This window comes from Polaromonas sp. P1_F1 (assembly GCF_056405795.1).
In genome coordinates this window covers 320,462-337,171 of record NZ_JBFUBJ010000004.1, presented here as the reverse complement: position 1 = coordinate 337,171, position 16,710 = coordinate 320,462, and the positions used below count along the sequence as shown (strand labels likewise).

The 16,710-nt window shown below is 60.7% G+C and carries 15 protein-coding genes and 2 tRNA genes; 4 read left to right on the top strand and 13 right to left on the bottom strand.

The genetic code is table 11. The annotated features are described in order from the left end of the window. The first annotated feature begins 192 nt into the window (after nt 1-192). Entirely contained in the window at nt 193-882 is a 690-nt protein-coding gene (locus tag AC1DZE_RS13840; RefSeq protein WP_477659010.1) for a Bax inhibitor-1/YccA family protein, read from the top strand. Nucleotides 883-1,044: 162 nt separating this feature from the next. Here AC1DZE_RS13840 and rlmD read toward each other — a convergent pair whose 3' ends face one another. Beyond that, a complete protein-coding gene (rlmD, locus tag AC1DZE_RS13835; RefSeq protein ID WP_477700195.1) occupies nt 1,045-2,526 on the bottom strand; it encodes a 23S rRNA (uracil(1939)-C(5))-methyltransferase RlmD in 1,482 nt (493 codons plus the stop codon). Between the two features lie 56 nt (nt 2,527-2,582). Here rlmD and AC1DZE_RS13830 point away from each other — a divergent pair, with 56 nt between their 5' ends. Then, complete coding sequence (locus tag AC1DZE_RS13830; protein WP_477650881.1) at nt 2,583-3,002, top strand: VOC family protein; 420 nt, start codon at nt 2,583-2,585, stop codon at nt 3,000-3,002. A gap of 204 nt (nt 3,003-3,206) precedes the next feature. On the opposite strand, the gene AC1DZE_RS13825 is transcribed toward AC1DZE_RS13830, so the two are convergent. From AC1DZE_RS13825 to surE, 3 genes are all read right to left on the bottom strand, one after another. Beyond that, the gene (locus AC1DZE_RS13825; RefSeq protein WP_477673834.1) at nt 3,207-4,133 is read right to left on the bottom strand and encodes a peptidoglycan DD-metalloendopeptidase family protein; all 927 of its coding nucleotides are present in this window, start codon (nt 4,131-4,133) and stop codon (nt 3,207-3,209) included. Nucleotides 4,134-4,251: 118 nt separating this feature from the next. Continuing rightward, complete coding sequence (locus AC1DZE_RS13820) at nt 4,252-5,109, bottom strand: protein-L-isoaspartate(D-aspartate) O-methyltransferase (protein WP_477673835.1); 858 nt, start codon at nt 5,107-5,109, stop codon at nt 4,252-4,254. Then, nucleotides 5,106-5,903 carry a 5'/3'-nucleotidase SurE gene (surE, locus tag AC1DZE_RS13815; protein WP_457278821.1) on the bottom strand — a complete coding sequence of 266 codons (798 nt, stop codon included), beginning with the start codon at nt 5,901-5,903 and terminating at the stop codon, nt 5,106-5,108. The genes AC1DZE_RS13820 and surE overlap by 4 nt, the downstream gene beginning before the upstream one ends. A 160-nt stretch (nt 5,904-6,063) precedes the next feature. Between surE and AC1DZE_RS13810 the strand changes: the two genes are divergently transcribed. Next, nucleotides 6,064-7,038, top strand: a complete 975-nt coding sequence (locus AC1DZE_RS13810; RefSeq protein ID WP_477700194.1) for an NADPH:quinone oxidoreductase family protein — start codon at nt 6,064-6,066, stop codon at nt 7,036-7,038. A gap of 87 nt (nt 7,039-7,125) precedes the next feature. On the opposite strand, the gene AC1DZE_RS13805 is transcribed toward AC1DZE_RS13810, so the two are convergent. The 6 genes from AC1DZE_RS13805 to AC1DZE_RS13780 form a co-directional block, all read right to left on the bottom strand. Then, nucleotides 7,126-7,201: transfer RNA gene (locus AC1DZE_RS13805), tRNA-His, on the bottom strand. A gap of 36 nt (nt 7,202-7,237) precedes the next feature. Then, nucleotides 7,238-9,163 (bottom strand): SurA N-terminal domain-containing protein, encoded by a 1,926-nt coding sequence (locus AC1DZE_RS13800; protein WP_477673742.1) that lies wholly within the window; start codon nt 9,161-9,163, stop codon nt 7,238-7,240. Between the two features lie 87 nt (nt 9,164-9,250). Continuing rightward, nucleotides 9,251-9,326 (bottom strand) — tRNA-Val (locus AC1DZE_RS13795). 17 nt (nt 9,327-9,343) lie between these two features. After that, nucleotides 9,344-9,616 carry an HU family DNA-binding protein gene (locus AC1DZE_RS13790; RefSeq protein ID WP_007874140.1) on the bottom strand — a complete coding sequence of 91 codons (273 nt, stop codon included), beginning with the start codon at nt 9,614-9,616 and terminating at the stop codon, nt 9,344-9,346. A gap of 266 nt (nt 9,617-9,882) precedes the next feature. Then, nucleotides 9,883-10,977, bottom strand: a complete 1,095-nt coding sequence (locus AC1DZE_RS13785; RefSeq protein WP_477671224.1) for a tartrate dehydrogenase — start codon at nt 10,975-10,977, stop codon at nt 9,883-9,885. A gap of 67 nt (nt 10,978-11,044) precedes the next feature. Beyond that, nucleotides 11,045-11,923: an alpha/beta fold hydrolase gene (locus AC1DZE_RS13780; RefSeq protein WP_477673397.1), complete on the bottom strand. Its 879-nt coding sequence runs from the start codon at nt 11,921-11,923 to the stop codon at nt 11,045-11,047. A gap of 160 nt (nt 11,924-12,083) precedes the next feature. On the opposite strand from AC1DZE_RS13780, the gene AC1DZE_RS13775 reads away from it, so the two are divergent. Beyond that, complete coding sequence (locus AC1DZE_RS13775; protein ID WP_477671023.1) at nt 12,084-13,061, top strand: LysR family transcriptional regulator; 978 nt, start codon at nt 12,084-12,086, stop codon at nt 13,059-13,061. On the opposite strand, the gene AC1DZE_RS13770 is transcribed toward AC1DZE_RS13775, so the two are convergent. The 3 genes from AC1DZE_RS13770 to uvrC all read right to left on the bottom strand — a co-directional run bounded on the left by AC1DZE_RS13770 (nt 13,006) and on the right by uvrC (nt 16,672). Beyond that, nucleotides 13,006-13,884, bottom strand: a complete 879-nt coding sequence (locus AC1DZE_RS13770; RefSeq protein ID WP_477671225.1) for a DMT family transporter — start codon at nt 13,882-13,884, stop codon at nt 13,006-13,008. The genes AC1DZE_RS13775 and AC1DZE_RS13770 overlap by 56 nt on opposite strands. Before the next feature lie 85 nt (nt 13,885-13,969). After that, a complete protein-coding gene (gene pgsA, locus AC1DZE_RS13765) occupies nt 13,970-14,536 on the bottom strand; it encodes a CDP-diacylglycerol--glycerol-3-phosphate 3-phosphatidyltransferase (RefSeq protein WP_477671024.1) in 567 nt (188 codons plus the stop codon). Nucleotides 14,537-14,677: 141 nt separating this feature from the next. After that, entirely contained in the window at nt 14,678-16,672 is a 1,995-nt protein-coding gene (gene uvrC, locus AC1DZE_RS13760) for an excinuclease ABC subunit UvrC (RefSeq protein WP_477700193.1), read from the bottom strand. Nucleotides 16,673-16,710: the final 38 nt, after the last annotated feature.

Here is a 16,710-nt window from a genome sequence, read left to right as displayed (position 1 = left end):
GGTCTTCAGGATTTCCGGAGTTTGTTGGCAAAGATACCGAGCATACGCAAATTTGGGGCCGCCCTTCGTCCGCATTGCCGCCAAATTAGCTTATAGAACCCTTACAAAAAGTAGGGAGTGAGGGCTGGAAAAACAGCAATGCACCCTAAAATAATCTTGCCGGCATTTGCTGGCGCCTCGGAGACGACTTTCATGACTGACAATGTTCAAACCCTCGACTACGGCGTTGCTTCCAGCGTCGAGCAACGCAACAAGGTCTTGCGCAACACCTATTGGCTGCTGGCCCTGAGCCTGCTGCCCACCGTGCTGGGCGCCTGGCTGGGTGTGGCGACGGGCATTACCCGCTCCCTGACGGGCGGATTGGGCCTGATCGTGTTCCTCGGCGGTGCCTTCGGCTTTATTTTCGCCATTGAAAAGACCAAGAACTCGGCCGCGGGCGTGCCTGTGCTGCTCGGTTTTACCTTTTTCATGGGCCTGATGCTCTCGCGCATGATCGCCATGGTGCTGGGTTTCAGCAACGGCGCATCACTGGTCATGACGGCTTTTGCCGGTACGGCCGGCGTGATGTTCGTGATGGCCAGCCTGGCCACCGTCATCAAGCGGGACCTGAGCGGCATGAGCAAGTGGCTGTTTGCCGGTGCGCTGGTCATCCTGGTGGCCGCCGTCATCAATGTGTTTGTCGGCTCGACCATGCTGATGGCCGTCATTAGCACGCTGGCGATCGCGGTTTTCAGCGCCTACCTGCTGTATGACCTGAAGCAGGTGATCGACGGCGGCGAAACCAACTACATCAGCGCCACCCTGGCCATTTACCTGGACCTGTTCAACATCTTCCAGAGCCTGCTGGCTCTGCTGGGCATCTTCGGCGGCGACCGGGACTGATCCGCTTCGCTACAGAACAAAAAAGGGCCTCAGGGCCCTTTTTTCATGCGCACCTCGTGTCATTCTCCGCAGGGTGAGCCTGGGGCTTCTCCAATTCAAGCCGGGGCCGCGAATCTGGCTCTGCCAGTCCGCAGGCGCAGCGCCCCCCTCGGGGGCAGGGAGCTACACGCAGTGAGCGACCGTGGGGGCCAAATCAAACACCGCAATGGACTCCACATGGGCCGTATGCGGGAACATGTTGACCACACCGGCCGCCGTGCAGCGGTATGCGCCGCTGTCCACCAGCACGCCCGCATCCCGCGCCAGGGTGGCCGGGTTGCAGCTTACATAGACAATGCGCTGCGGCGGCACCCAGCCGTTCAAGGCCAGGCTCTGCTGGTGCTCACCGTCGTCACAGGGGACGCCGCTGACGATCTGTTGGTGCAGCGCTGCCAGGGACTTGAAGAGCTCAAAAGCGCCTTCACGCGGAGGGTCCACCAGCCATTTGTCGGCCCGGCCGTCTTTCACCAGCATCGCCGGCGTCATTTCAAACAGGTTGCGCGCTACAAATTTTGTAGCTGCCAGCGCCCGTCGGACGCTGGATGCAGGCCTGTTTCTTTCAAAATTCTCGCGTGAACGGGCGACCAGGACTTCACTGCCTTCGATGCCCAGCACTTCACGGGCGCGTGTGGCCAGCGGCAAGGTGAAATTGCCCAGGCCGCAAAACCAGTCGATCACCCGCTCGTCCGGCTGCACCGCCAGCATCCGCAGTGCACGCGACACCAGCACCTGGTTGATGTGAGGGTTGACCTGCGTGAAATCGGTCGGTTTGAACGGCATGACCACATCGAACTCCGGCAGGCCGTAGCTCAGCTCCTGCACAGCGTCGTCCAGCAGCTTGACCGTCTCGAGGCCCCCCGGTTGCAGCCACCATTGCAGGCCGGGGTTCAACACAGCGAAAGCACGCAGGCGGTTCAAGTCACCGGTGCTCAAGGGTTCCATATGGCGCAGCACCATGGCCGTGACCTCGTCGCCACAGGCCAGCTCGATCTGCGGCAGGGTTTCCTTCGCATCCATGCTGCCGATCAGCTCGCGCAGCGGCACGAGCATGTCGCTGACGTGCCGGGGCACCACATGGCATTCGGTCATATCGGCCACGTAGCCGCTTTTACGCTCGTGAAACCCCACCAGCACGGCACCCTTTTTGCGGACATACCGCACCGACAGCCGCGCGCGATAGCGGTATCCCCAGGCCGGCCCTTCGATGGGCCGCAGCAGGTTGTCCGCCTTGACCTTGCCGATGTGCCAGAGATTGTCTTCCAGCACACGCTGCTTCACGGCCACCTGCGCCCCCACATGCAAATGCTGCATCTTGCAGCCGCCGCATGCGCCGGTGTGCATGCCGAAATGCGGGCATGCCGGCCGCACACGCTGGGACGATTCACGGTGAATCGCCATCACCATGGCTTTTTCAAAGCTGCTTTTCTTGCGGTAGACGTTGGCAGTTACCCGTTCGAAAGGCAGGGCACCCTCGATAAAAACCACCTTGCCGTCAGCCCTGTGGGCAATTCCCTGGGCTTCGATGTCGAGTGATTCAACTTCGAGCACGTCCGGCGGGTAGTCGGCCGCCGTAGCAGGCTGCTTGTTCTGGCTTTCTTCTGTCATGCACCAATTGTCTCAGGCTGCGGTACCATTTTCTGAACCCGTGAAAGGAAGGCGCCATGGAGCTTCGTATTTGCATCGATGTTGACAACATGGAACGCGCCGTCGAGTTCTATACAGAGGCGCTCGGGCTGCGTACAGGCCGCCGTTTCAAGAGCGACTTCGTGGAAATTCTCGGTGCGGGCAGCCCGATCGACCTGCTCTTCAATGCGCCGGGCACCCGGCCGATCGCCAGCGGCCAGGGCAGCGAGAGTGTTCGCACCTACCAGCGCCACTGGACACCTGTCCATCTTGATTTTGTGGTGGAAGACATTGACGCAGCGGTTGAGCGGTTGCAGCGCCACGGCGCCGTTCTGGAAATGCCCGTGGCCGAACGGGTCTGGGGGCGCATTGCCGGGCTGGCCGACCCTTTTGGCCATGGCATTGATCTGCTGGAGTTCAAGGGCCGTGGCTACGACGAGATTTTGCAGCCCCACTGATCACAGGCCCGGGCAGGCAGCTGTATTTCCGGACAATCATTTGCTACAAAATAGATAGCTGCTTGCGCTCATCAATACTGGTCTGCGAGCCTTTTTTCTTGAATTTTTCGGTAGCTCTTCCCTGGCGCAAGCAGCGTCAAGGCGCCAGAAAAAAGAAAGGAGCCCGGCAAACGCGAGGCCCCTTTCTGCGGATGAAAATACCGCTTATTTGGCAGGCAGATATCTGGAAGGGTCAACAGGCTTGCCCTGACGGCGAATCTCGAAATGCAGCTTCACGCGGTCCGCGTCGCTGTTGCCCATCTCGGCAATCTTCTGGCCCTTTCGCACGCTCTGGTCTTCCTTGACCAGCAAAGTCTGGTTGTGCGCATAGGCCGTCAGGAAGGTGTTGTTGTGCTTGAGGATGATCAGGTTGCCATAGCCGCGCAGGCCGGCGCCGGCGTACACCACGCGGCCGTCGGCCGAAGCAATGACGGGGTCCCCCGCCTTGCCTGAAATATCCAGGCCCTTGTTTTTGGCTTCATCGAAACCCGCCAGCATCGTGCCCTGCGCGGGCCAGATCCAGGCGATGTCTTCATCGCCCGTTGCTGCGGGTGCCGGGCTGGTGCCGGCCGGTGCTGACGCGGGACGCGCCGCGCTGGCAGCCTGCGTCGGCGTGGTGGATGCTGTCGACGTGGTGGCCGAGCCGGATGTCACGGGGCGGGTCACCACCAGCGGGTTTTCACTGGTCGGCGGCACCACACGCAGCACCTGCCCTACTTCGATGATGTTGGGGTTTTCAAGGTTGTTCCAGCGCACGATGTCGCGCCAGTTCTGGCCATTTTCCAGGCCGATGCGAATCATGGTGTCACCGGGTTTGACGGTGTAGTAACCGGGTTTTCCGGCGTTTTCAAAACCGGGCAACTGTTTGACATTGCCTGCGTCCACCGCGCCTGGGGTGGGACGCGACAGTCCGGTGCCGCGGTCTTCAACCGGAGCATGGGTGGAAGAACGCGTGCCGCAACCTGCGGCAAGCAGCAACGCTGCCGCCAGGGCGCATGGCAGGGCCAGCCTGCCGAGCGTTGAGCGGGCGCCATGACTTGCGCCTGCGGCATCCACAGACACTGCCCGGTTCGGCCGTACGGTTTGATTCATTGGTTCTTTCGTCGTCAATCTGACGGGTATGGCGTATTGGTTAACTGGATGATCGGATGGTTCAATGCCGTCACTGCTATATCGATAACCGGCCTGAGTCCTGCAGGTGGCCGGATCGTCAGCTTGTCCCCGATTTTAAAGGCACAAAATGAACGGCCTCCAGCAGGGTCTGCCTGACGCCCTGGGGGGTTTTGTCGACCACCACCAGCGCCTGGGCGCCGCCGGCGGTTTGCATGGGCGCCACCAGCCTGCCGCCCACAGCCAGCTGATCAATCCAGGCAGGCGGAATGGCTTCCCCGCCGGCAGCCGCAATGATGGCCGCATATGGCGCGCCCTTGGCGTAGCCCATCATGCCATCACCAAACAGCAGGTGCACATTGGGGAGGCGCAAAGTCCGCAAATTCTCCCTGGCTTTGTCGTGCAGGCCGCGCAGCCTTTCGATGCTGTAGACCTCCGTCGCCAGATGGCTGAGCACAGCGGCCTGGTAGCCGCAGCCAGTGCCGATTTCAAGCACCCGCCCCAGCTTGCCGGCCGCGCCGTGGCGCAGCAGCTCCAGCATGCGGGCCACCACATTGGGTTTGGAAATGGTTTGCCCCAGGCCAATCGGCAGGCTGGTGTCTTCATAGGCCTGGTTGACCAGCGCGGTGTCGACAAAACGATGGCGTTCGACAGCCCCCATGGCGGCGAGTACCAACGCATCGGCAACACCCTGCGCAGCAAGCTTGCTCACCATGCGCGCGCGCACGGTCTGCGAATCGAGCCCGACACCGCCCGGCAACGCGGAGGCTGCGGTCGGTGCCGGTTTCTTCAAGCTATTTTGGCCTGTAGCGCGCTCTGGTCTTGCGCTACCAGCTATTGATTTTGTAGCAGATGGGACACCCGCGTCGGGCTTCAGGCGAACCGGAAATGCCGGGCGGCCTGCTGCAGCCGGCGCTTTGGCAGCGGGATTGAATGGCGGTTTGAGGCTGGATTTCATGACGATTTTTTGTGCAACTCGGCCAGCCGGGCAGCGGTTTGAGCCCAATAAGGCAGACGCTCATGATCGGTCAAATCCACCTGCAGCGGGGTGATGGACACAAACTTCTGGCTGGTGGCATAAAAATCGGTTCCTTCACCAGCCTCTTTCGCAGGCCCTGCACCGCCAATCCAGTACATGGTTTCGCCGCGCGGGCTGGTCTGCACGATGACGCGTTCGGCCGCATGGCGCCGCCCCAGCCGGGCCACCTTCACGCCCTGGATCTCGTTGTCGGGCAGGTTGGGAATGTTCACATTGAGCAGCCAGGGCGGCACCGTCGGCTCAGCGCCTTCCGCCACGGCCTCCAGGGTGGGCATCAGTTGCTGCACCAGCTCGGCCGCACGCCGGGCTGCCACATCAATGTGCGCCCAACCCTTTTCAGTCTGGGAAAACGCGATGGAAGGAATGCCGAACAGGTAGCCTTCCATGGCAGCGCCCACGGTTCCGGAGTAAATCGTGTCGTCGCCCATGTTGGCGCCGTTATTGATACCTGAAACCACCAGGTCGGGCCGGTAGCCCAGCAAACCCGTCAGCGCGATGTGGACGCAGTCTGCCGGTGTGCCGTTGATGTAGCGAAAGCCATTGGCCGCGGTCTGCACGTACATCGGCGAGTGCAGGGTCAGCGCGTTTGATTTGGCGCTGTTGTTGTGCTCGGGGGCCACCACCTCGACATCGGCAACGGTTTTAAGCGCTTCATAGAGGGCAATGATGCCGGAGGCCTGGTAACCGTCGTCGTTGCAAATGAGGATTTTCATAAACTGATTTTACGGTCACGGCTGCGACAGCCTGAGCCCTGCCGGACATCGCAAAACCTGCCGCTTTGCCTATGATGCAGGCAAGGCGCCGCCTCCTTCCGCCGGCCGCCCCCTTTTTCTTCTGCACCTGTCGCAGCATTCCTTCTATCGGAGACATTCCATGCAAGCCTGGCTTTGTGAAAACCCCACCGGCGTAGACGCCCTGACCTGGAAAGAATTGCCCACACCGCAACCCAAGGCAGGCGAAGTGCTGATTGAGATCAAGGCCGCCAGCCTGAACTTCCCCGACCTGCTGATCGTGCAGAACAAGTACCAGATGAAGCCGCCCCTGCCCTTTGTGCCCGGCTCCGAATACGCCGGTGTCATCCAGGCGGCAGGCGAAGGCGTCACGCACCTCCAGGTGGGGCAAAACGTGGCCTGCCTCTCCGGCACCGGCGGATTCGGCACGCATACGCTTGCACCGGCAGCCCTTTGCATGCCCTTGCCAAAAGGGTTCCCCTTTGTGGATGCGGCCGCTTTCATCATGATTTACGCAACCTCGTGGCACGCCCTGATGGACCGCGCGCAACTCAAGGCCGGTGAAACCGTCCTGGTGCTGGGTGCGGCAGGCGGTGTGGGCACCGCCGCCATACAGATTGCCAAGGCCGCCGGAGCTCGCGTAATCGCAGCCGCATCGACCGATGAGAAATGTGCCCTTTGCACGTCCATTGGCGCGGACGCCACCATCAACTACACCACGAAAAACCTGCGTGACGAAATCAAGGCACTGACCGAAGGCAAGGGACCTGACGTGATTTATGACCCGGTCGGCGGCGAGTTTAGCGAGCCGGCTTTTCGCTCCATCGCGTGGCGGGGCCGTTACCTGGTGGTGGGCTTTGCTTCGGGACCCATCCCGTCCCTGCCGCTCAACCTTACGTTGCTCAAGGGCGCTTCCATCGTCGGCGTGTTCTGGGGCGACTTCGCCAAGCGCGAACCCAAGGCCAATGCGGCCATGATGGCCGAGCTGGCCGGCTGGTATGCCCAAGGCAAGATCAAACCGGTCATCGACCGCACCATGCCCATGGCCGAACTGAAAGCCGCCTATGCCCACATGGGCTCACGGGGCGTCAAGGGCAAGCTGGTCATGGTGAACTAGGGTATGGCCCCGCCTGTGTAAGGCAGCCGCGCCAGGCCCCAAATGAAAAAGTCCCGCGAGCCTTGCGGCAAGCGGGACTTCAAATACTGGGGTGGCTGATGGGGCTCGAACCCACGACAACAGGAATCACAATCCTGGACTCTACCAACTGAGCTACAGCCACCGGAGCCCTGCATTATAGCGGCAAAGCCGCTGCAATTTACTGGGTGACGACTTCTTCTGCGCCTGCCTTGGCGACAGGAGGCTTTGCCACCAGGATTTTCGTCTTGAAGCGATCTTTCAGGCCGTTGTAATACGCCAGATTTTCCGCGGCGGTCCACCACTGCGTGTACTGGTTGCGTTCCTGCTTGGCTGCCGCTTCAGGTGGCGCCTCGCGCGGAACCACCTTGTTGACCTTGATCACGACGTAACCTTGTGCGCCGAGGCTAACCCCGGCAAATGCCGGCAAGGCAGCCGCGTCCGCGCGGAGCGCCGCATCGATCACCGGATTGGGAAGCTTCTGGGTTTGCTCACGCGACACAACCACCGGTGCGGCCAAAGCGGTTGCAGACGCCGGGGCGGCCTTCCAGGCAGCCAGCTTGGCCTCGCCCTCCTTGCGCGCTTCTTCGGCGCTGCGCTGGGCAACCCAGCGCTGGCGCACGACATCTTTCACTTCGGCAAAGGGTTGGGTGCGTGCCGGGGTGTACTGGGTGATCCGGCCTGAAACCAGCTGGCTGGGCGCTGTTTCTATGGCTTCGGTATTGCGCTTCTTTTCGATCGCATCCGGCGAAAAAAGTGCGCCCAGGAATTTCGGATTCGACAGCACGCCAGCCGCACCGGTTTTGGGCTGCCGGGCCACATTGCTGGCCGCCTTGACTTCAAGCTTCAGCTTGTCCGCCACGGGCTTGAGGCTGTCGGGCTGCTCATAGACGCCATTGGTGAAGACATCGGCAACTTCAGCAAATTTCTTCTGGGCTTCCTGCTTGCGGAGATCGGCTTCCAGCTGCGGTTTCATTTCTTCGAACGCGGGCCGCTTCGGTGCCTTGATGTCCGTCAGCTTGATGATGTGGTAGCCGAACTCCGACTCCACGACATTGCTGATGTCGCCTTTTTTCATCGCAAAGGCGGCATCCTCAAACGGCTTGACCATCGAGCCGCGCGCGAAGAAATCGAGATCGCCACCGGAAGGTGCCGAACCAGTGTCCTGCGAGGTTTTACGTGCCACATCGGCAAAAGTATCGGGCGCCTTCCTGACCTGCGCCAGCAATTCCTCTGCTTTGGCTTTCGCTTTTTCGCGATCGGCTGCCGAGGCAGTCTTGGGCGCTGCAATCAGGATATGGCTTGCCCTGCGTTCTTCAGTGCCACCCAGGCGCTGGATATTCTGCTCATAGTAGGTCTTGAGATCGGCCTCGTTGACCGTGACCGTCTTTTTGACAGTCTCGATGTCGAGCACCACATACTCAATGTTGGCCTGTTCTGGCGCCTGAAAGAGTTTCTCGTTGGCTTTGTAGAACTGCTCAAGGTCGGCATCGGTCGGTGCCAGTTTGGCTGCCATATCGGCAGCATCAAAACGGGCCAGCTGGATTTCGCGCTTCTCGAAATAGGCATTGAGCGACAGATCAGCCGCAGCATTCGTGGCGAAGCCGCTTGCACCAATACCGCCCAGCACCTGTCGGCTCGGCAGCCCGGCCTTGACATTGGCCTCAAAGATTTCCGGCGTCATGCCCTGCGATGCCAGCAACTGGCGATAGCGCTCCATATCGAGCTTGCCGTCCGGGCCTTTCAGGGCGGCGATTTCAGGGATTTTCTGCAGCTCGCGCGCCAGATAGTCGTCGGTGACGTGGGCAGCAGCAGCAACCACGCGGTCGCGTACCAGCCGCTCCAGCGTCGCGTAGCGTGCTTGTGGTGTATCCAGCAGCTTGACATCAATCGACGGCATGGAAGCGCGTATGCGCTGGACCTCGCTCTGGTGAGCCTGATCCCATTCGGGCTGCGTGATGTCTTTTCCGTCGACAACGGCAACAACCCCCCTGTTGTTCCCGGAGGGACCATTGCTGTTCATGCCCACCAATATAAAGGACGGAACAATCAGCAAAAACAGCAACGCCATGGTGACTTTGGTGTGCTTGCGAATGAAATCAAACATCTCGAACTTCCTGTGCTGCAACAGCTTTACGAACAAACCGGGAGCCAACAACAAAAAAGGCGAACCATGTTCGCCTTTTTTCGTGGGTGGTGGGTGCTGACGGGCTCGAACCGCCGACCTACGCCGTGTAAGGGCGCTGCTCTACCAACTGAGCTAAGCACCCCACGTTGAGTTTCCGTTTCAGTTCAAAGCATCCTTGAGAGCTTTGCCTGGACGGAACTTTGGAACCTTGGCAGCCTTGATTTTAATCGCATCGCCGGTACGCGGATTGCGGCCGGTGCGCGCAGCACGTTTTCCCACGGCAAAAGTGCCGAAACCCACCAGAGACACGGAGCCTCCTTTTTTCAGGGTTGTTTTCACAGCACCAATGGTTGACTCCAGCGCGCGCGTGGCGGCAGCTTTGGAAATATCAGCATGCTTGGCAATGTGCTCGATCAGTTCAGTCTTGTTCACAAGGAGCCCCTCGTTGATAAAAAGTTAATCTGGTTGTCTCTAAAAAATATCTCCCGGGACACTGTGTTGAGTGTGTCAGCGGGAGCGGCATGTGCAGTTTTCTGCTGATTCCAATTAGAGCCATGGACTCCTAACCTGTCAATACAGCAGCAAGTTTTTACAACGTGCGGAGGCGGATTCTAGACGGTTTTTCAGCGCTTTCACGGCTTAATCGTAAGCATGATGTGTAATTTTCATGCTTGACAAAAGCCGTCTTTATGACGGTTTCAGGAAGCGGACAGGGCCTCGGCGACGGCCTTGCCAAGGTCTGTCGTCCCGGCTTTTCCGCCCAGGTCCGGGGTGCGCGGCGCACCGCTTCCAGGGCTCAACACCTTTTCAATTGCAGCGAGGATGCCGTCATGCGCATCCTTGTGCCCCAGGAACTCCAGCATCATGGCACCGCACCACATCTGCCCGATAGGGTTGGCAATGTTGCGGCCCGCAATGTCCGGGGCCGAGCCGTGCACCGGTTCGAATAGCGAAGGAAACTTCCGCTCAGGGTTCAGGTTGGCGCTGGGCGCAATGCCTATGGTGCCCGTGCAGGCCGGCCCCAGGTCACTCAGGATGTCGCCGAAGAGATTGCTGGCCACGACCACGTCGAAGAAGTCGGGCCGCTGCACAAAATGCGCCGTCAGGATGTCGATATGAAATTTATCCAGCTGAATGCCTGGATAGCTTTTTGCCATCTCGGCCACGCGCTCGTCCCAGTAAGGCATGGAGATGGAAATGCCGTTGGACTTCGTCGCACTGGTCAGGTGCTTCTTGGGACGGGACTGGGCGAGTTCAAAGGCGAACTTCAGGACGCGGTCCACGCCGATACGGGTGAACACCGATTCCTGCAGCACAAACTCGCGCTCCGTGCCGGGGAAAGCCCGCCCGCCAATGCTGGAATATTCGCCCTCGGTGTTTTCGCGGACGATGTAAAAATCTATTTCACCAGGTTGCCTCGCGCTTCCGTCACGCCTGACCACCGGTGCAATGATGCCGGGCATCAGCCGCGCCGGCCGCAAATTGATGTACTGGTCGAACTCACGCCTGAACAGCAGCAGCGAACCCCACAAAGACACGTGGTCGGCAATTTTCTCGGGCCATCCCACCGCACCGAAGTAGATCGCGTCATGGCCGCCAATCTGGTCTTTCCAGTTGTCCGGCATCATCTTGCCGTGCTTTTCAAAGTAGTCCCAGTTTGAAAAATCGAAGTGGTCAAACTGCAGGTCAATGCCGTATTTGACGGCCGCAGCCTCCAGCACACGCACGCCTTCTGGCATAACCTCTTTGCCGATGCCGTCGCCTGCAATGACGGCGATGCGTTTTTTTCCGATGCTCTTGCTCATGGTGTTCCTTTTTGACTGTAGTTGGCGTTAATTTGACCCGTTGAGAGCCGCTGATTCAGGGTTTGAAAAAACTCAGCGCTTCTGCCAGCAACAACGCCGGCGCTTCTTCCGCAATGTAGTGACCGCAAGGCAGGCTCCGGCCCGAGACATCTTCAGCCCGGTCCCGCCAGAGGTCCAGCACATCAAAGCATTGGCCCACCGCGCCATGTTCACCCCACAGCACGCGCAGCGGCTGCGCCAGGCGCCGGCCGGCCGCGACGTCCGCGCGGTCGTGCGTCAGGTCGATGGTGGCAGAGGCCCGGTAGTCGTCGCAGATGCTTTGTGCGGTGCCGGGAATTTGCGCGCAGCGTTCGTACTCGGCCAGGGCGGCCGGCGCGAAAGCCGCAAGGCCCGCATGGCGCTTACCCATCACGCTGCGCACGTAACGCACCGGATCGGATTCAATCAAGGCCTCCGGCAAAGGCGGCGGCTGGATCAAGAAGAACCAGTGCCAGTAAGCACGGGCAAATGCATCCGAGGTGTTGTCGTACATGGCCAGCGTGGGCGCGATGTCAAGCAGCATCAGCCGCTGAACCGCGCCAGGATGATCCGCCGCAAGGCGATGGGCTACACGCGCGCCGCGGTCGTGCGCCAGCACCTGGAACCGTTCGAACCCATGGTGACGCATGACAGCGACGGCATCCAGCGCCATCGCGCGTTTGGAATAGGCCTCGTGCGCTGAGTCCCCAGCAACCCTTGCGGAGTCACCGTAACCGCGCAGGTCCATCATCACGACGGTGAATTTTTTCGCAAGCTCTCCCGCAACCAGGTGCCACATCGCGTGGGTTTGCGGGTGCCCGTGGAGCAACAGAAGTGGCGACCCTGCGCCGCCCCGCAGGGTGTGCAAGCTGCCAGCCGGGCCGTCGACATCGCACGAAACGAAATTCTCAAACATCAATCAGTTGCCTTGGTTCACCTTCGCGCAATCAATTCCCCGGTACTCCGGCGTTGAATGCCTTGAACGATTTTTAGATCTTTGCCTGATTTTGTAGAAGAGTGGCATCCAATACAAGCAATAATCAGGCAATCAATTATTTCCAAAAAGGAATTAATCAATGGAACGCAGCGACCTTGAACTGGTGCTTGCCGTTCGCGACCACGGGAGCCTGGCGGCCGCAGCGCAAAGCCTGGATGTAGCGCCACCGGTGGTCACCAAGCGGCTTGCCGCGCTGGAGGCCAGGCTGGGCCAACGGCTGTTCCAGCGCACCACCCGCCGCGTCAGCCCCACCGCTGAAGGCGAAACAGTCTGCGAACGAGCCATCCTCCTCCTGCAGGGCTTCCAGGCGCTCGAGGCAGAGTTGCAGGAGCGAAAAGCGGAGCCCACAGGGTTGATCCGGCTCGCTGCAACTTTTGGATTCGGCCGCCTGTGGCTGGGCCCTGCGTTGGCGGAATTCCAGGAGCGTTATCCGCGTGTCGAGATACAGCTGGAGCTCACCGAGCATTTGCCCGACCTCGCGCTGGAAGGTTACGACGGCGCCATCTGGCTCTGGTCGATACAGGGGCGGCAGGCGGCGCAGTGGGTGTCACGCCGTCTTGCACGCAACCAGCGCATCATGGTGGCCTCGCCCCGCTACATCAAACAGCACGGCTCGCCCGCCAGCCTGGAGGCCTTGCAGGACCATGCCTGCCTGATCGTGCGCGAAAACGGCAATGCCCCGGGCCAGCGTTTTGATGTCTGGCCGCTGCACAGGGAACGAGAGAAAGCAGCGGTACGCGTTCGCGTGCAAGGCCCGCTGGCCAGCAATTCGGGGGAACTGGTACGCGACTGGTGCATGGAAGGCCGCGGCATCATGCTGCGCAGCCTCTGGGATATTGCACCGCACATCGCATCGGGCCGGCTCGTGCGCGTTTTACCGGCCTATTCAATGCCCGATGCCGACATTCACTGGCTGGCCCCCTACCGCACCGACCAGCCACGCCGTATTCGCCTGCTGATTGACCACCTGGTCGCACAGTTTCAGGAAGCGCCCTGGAAAACTACGCTGCCGCCGGCTTCGCGGCCCGCACCACGAGGCTCACGCCCAACGCCGTGAGCGCGGTGCCGGCAATCGTGCTTAGCGTAATGGGTTCGTCAAACAACAGCCATGCCATCAGGGCGGTCGTTGGCGGAACCAGGTACAGCAGGCTGGTCACGGCTGTAGCTGCGCCACGCTGGATCAAAAGATAAAGGAGGGAGCTTCCTCCCAGCGTGAGCACCAGCACCGACCACGCCATGGCGCCCAGAACCTGATGGTTCCACGTGATCGCTTCAGTTTCAAACAGCGCAAGCGGCAGAGTCACCACGAAAGCAGCGGCCAGCTGAATGGCATTGGCACTGCGCACATCGGCAGGTTTGACAAAACGTTTTTGGTAAAGCGTTCCCGCAGTGATGCTGAACAACGCAAAGACCGTGCAGGCCAGCGTCAGCGCCGTCACTTCATGGCCCGTGCCAAATTTGCGCGAAACCACCAGCAACAGCCCGCCCAGCCCCAGCGCCAGACCGGCCCACTGGCGTGAGGTGACCCTGGCCTCGCCGCCGTTAGCCTCGGGCGAGGCAACCCACGAAACCCACAGCGCAGTCAGCACTGGCTGAAGTCCGACAATGAGTGCCGTCAATCCCGAACCCATGCCCGACTTCACGGCAATCCAGACGCCACCCAGATAACCGGCATGCATCAACACGCCGGTCATGGCCAGATGCAGCCATTGCGCCCGGCCTTGCGGCCACGCCGCCCGGGCGAGCACGATCCAGACAAGGAAACAAGCAATCGACAGAAAATAGCGGATCGCCAGGAAAGTCAGCGGCGGCGCATAAGGCAAACCGTATTTGGCGACGATAAAGCCGGTGCTCCAGATCAGGACAAACACAGCGGGCATGGCCCGGATCAGCGCACCGGAAGAGGATGAAGAAGAGGAAGAACTCAAGAACAGAAGCCTTAGAACGGCAACACCAAGGGCAGGATTACTTGGCGCGCGCGCGGATTTCCGGGATGGCTTTTTTCAGGTAATAAATCATGGACCAGACCGTCAGGATGGCGGAGATCCAGATCAACCAGGTGCCCCACGCGTGCGTGTTGATCACGCCGAACAGCACGCCGTCAAACAGCAGGAAAGGGATGGCAATCATCTGCACCGTGGTCTTGACCTTGCCGAGCATGTGCACGGCCACACTTTTGGTCGCGCCAATCAGGGCCATCCACTCGCGCAGCGCAGAGATGGCGATCTCGCGGCCGATGATGATGAGCGCCACGAACACGTCGGCACGCTGCAGGTGCACCAGCACCAGCAAAGAGGCGCAGACCAGGAACTTGTCGGCCACCGGATCGAGGAAAGCACCAAAGGAAGAAGTCTGGTTCAGCTTGCGCGCCAGGAAGCCGTCCAGCCAGTCGGTGGCGGCAAACACGACAAACATCACGGTGGCAATCAGGTTGCGCTCCGTGGGCGCCAGGTTCAGGTAGAACACCCCCACGATCAGCGGAATCGCAACGATGCGGGTCCAGGTCATCAGCGTAGGGATGGTCAGAAACATGCCCCGATTTTGGCATGAGCCGTGCGGTGGTGCCGGATAGCGGTGCAAAGCACGCCAAAACAGTGCGTTCCGTTGCACAAATACATCTGAGCAAATTTCAAGGAACTGCTGCCCGAAACAGGGCACGCAACCGATGCGGCCTCAATGCAGGGCGCGGTAGATTTCCTCGGCCAGGTCCTTCGAAATGCCATCCACCGTGGCAATGTCTTCCGCGCTGGCCGAAGCGATGCCGCGAATGCCGCCGAAGCGCTGCAACAAGCTGGCGCGCCGCTTGGGGCCAATGCCGGCAATGTCCTCAAGCTTGCTGCCGCCCACCCGCACCTTGGCGCGCTTGGCCCGCATGCCCGTGATGGCGAAACGGTGGGCTTCGTCGCGGATCTGCGCGATCAGCATCAACGCAGCCGAATCCCGCCCTAAATAGACCTTGTCACGGCCGTCCGCAAACACGAGCTCTTCGAGGCCAACCTTGCGGCCCTCCCCTTTTTCAACGCCGGCAATCAGGCCCAGGTCCAGGCCCAGTTCTTCGAACACTTCGCGTGCCATCGACACCTGCCCCTTGCCGCCGTCGACCAGCACCAGGTCGGGCAGTTTGGCCTCCCCATTGCGTGCGGCTTCAGCCAGCCGGGTATAGCGGCGCATCAGCACCTGCCGCATGGCGGCGTAGTCGTCGCCTGGCGTGATGCCTTCGATGTTGTAGCGGCGGTATTCGCTGTTGACCATCTTGTGCTCCTGGAACACGACACAGGAGGCCTGGGTCGACTCACCGGCCGTGTGCGAGATGTCAAAACATTCGATGCGCAGCGTGTCGAGGTTGTCGAGCGGAAGATCCAGCGCCTCGGCCAGCGCGCGCGTGCGCGCCTGCTGGGAACCTTGCTCCGCCAGCAGCCGGGCCAGCTGGAGGCCAGCGTTCTTCTGTGCCATTTCCAGCCAGATGCGGCGCTGCTCGCGCGGCTGGTGAAGGGCCGTGACCTTGATCCCGGTCTGTGCGCTCAGGGCGTCCATCAGCTCTTTGTCCACCGGCTCGCTGCACACCAGGGTGGGTGGAACCGGCACATCAATGTAATGCTGCGCAATGAAGGCTTCCAGCACCAGAGCCTCCAGGGATTTGCCCGCAGGTGCGGGCGCAGGCACCGGCGGAACACTTTCACCGGCCGCCCCGGCTTGCGCTGCCAGCCTGGCATCCGCATCGATCTCGGCATCCAGTGCCGCGACGTCGGTGGCGTTTTCCACGTGGCTCGGAAAGTACGCCCTGTCGCCCAGGTGGCGGCCGCCACGCACCATGGCCAGGTTGACGCAGGCCTTGCCGCCCTGCACTTTCACCGCCAGGATGTCGACGTCCTTGTCGCCGCCGATTTCCATGGACTGCTGGTGCAGCACCTTGGACAGTGCCGACATCTGGTTACGCAACTCTGCGGCCTGCTCAAACTCCAGCTTGTCGGCATGCACCAGCATTTTTCTCTCAAGCTCGGTCAGGATGTCCTGGGCCTGGCCTTGCAAAAAGCGCTCGGCATTGGCAGTGTCCAGCGCGTACTGCTCGGGCGACACATGACCCACACAGGGTGCGGAGCAGCGCTTGATCTGGTACAGCAGGCAGGGCCGTGTGCGATTGTTGAACACCGTGTCTTCGCAGGTCCGTAGCCTGAACACCTTTTGCAGCAGCAAGATGGTGTCTTTCACCGCCCAGGCGCTAGGATATGGGCCGAAGTAGCGGTGCTTCTTCTCGACCGCGCCGCGGTAGTAGGCAATGCGCGGGAAGACGGCGGCCGTGGGCGCAGCACCTTCTTCGGCTGGGCGCGCACCTGTCAGCTTGAGGTAGGGGTAGCTCTTGTCATCCCGGAACAGGATGTTGAATTTCGGGTTGAGCGTCTTGATCAGGTTGTTTTCGAGCAGCAGCGCTTCAGCTTCCGAGCGCACCACTGTGGTTTCCATGCGGGCGATCCTGGTCACCATATGGCCAATGCGCGTGCCGCCGTGGTTCTTCTGGAAGTAGTTGGAAACCCGTTTCTTCAGGTTGCGCGCCTTGCCGACATACAGTACACCGCCCTCCGCATCGAAGTAGCGGTACACGCCGGGCAAGGCGGGCAGCGCGGCGACTTCGCTGAGCAGTTGGGGGTCAAATTCGTGGGCTTTGGTCATGGGCTGAAATGGTGCAACTGGCCGTATTGTGGACAATC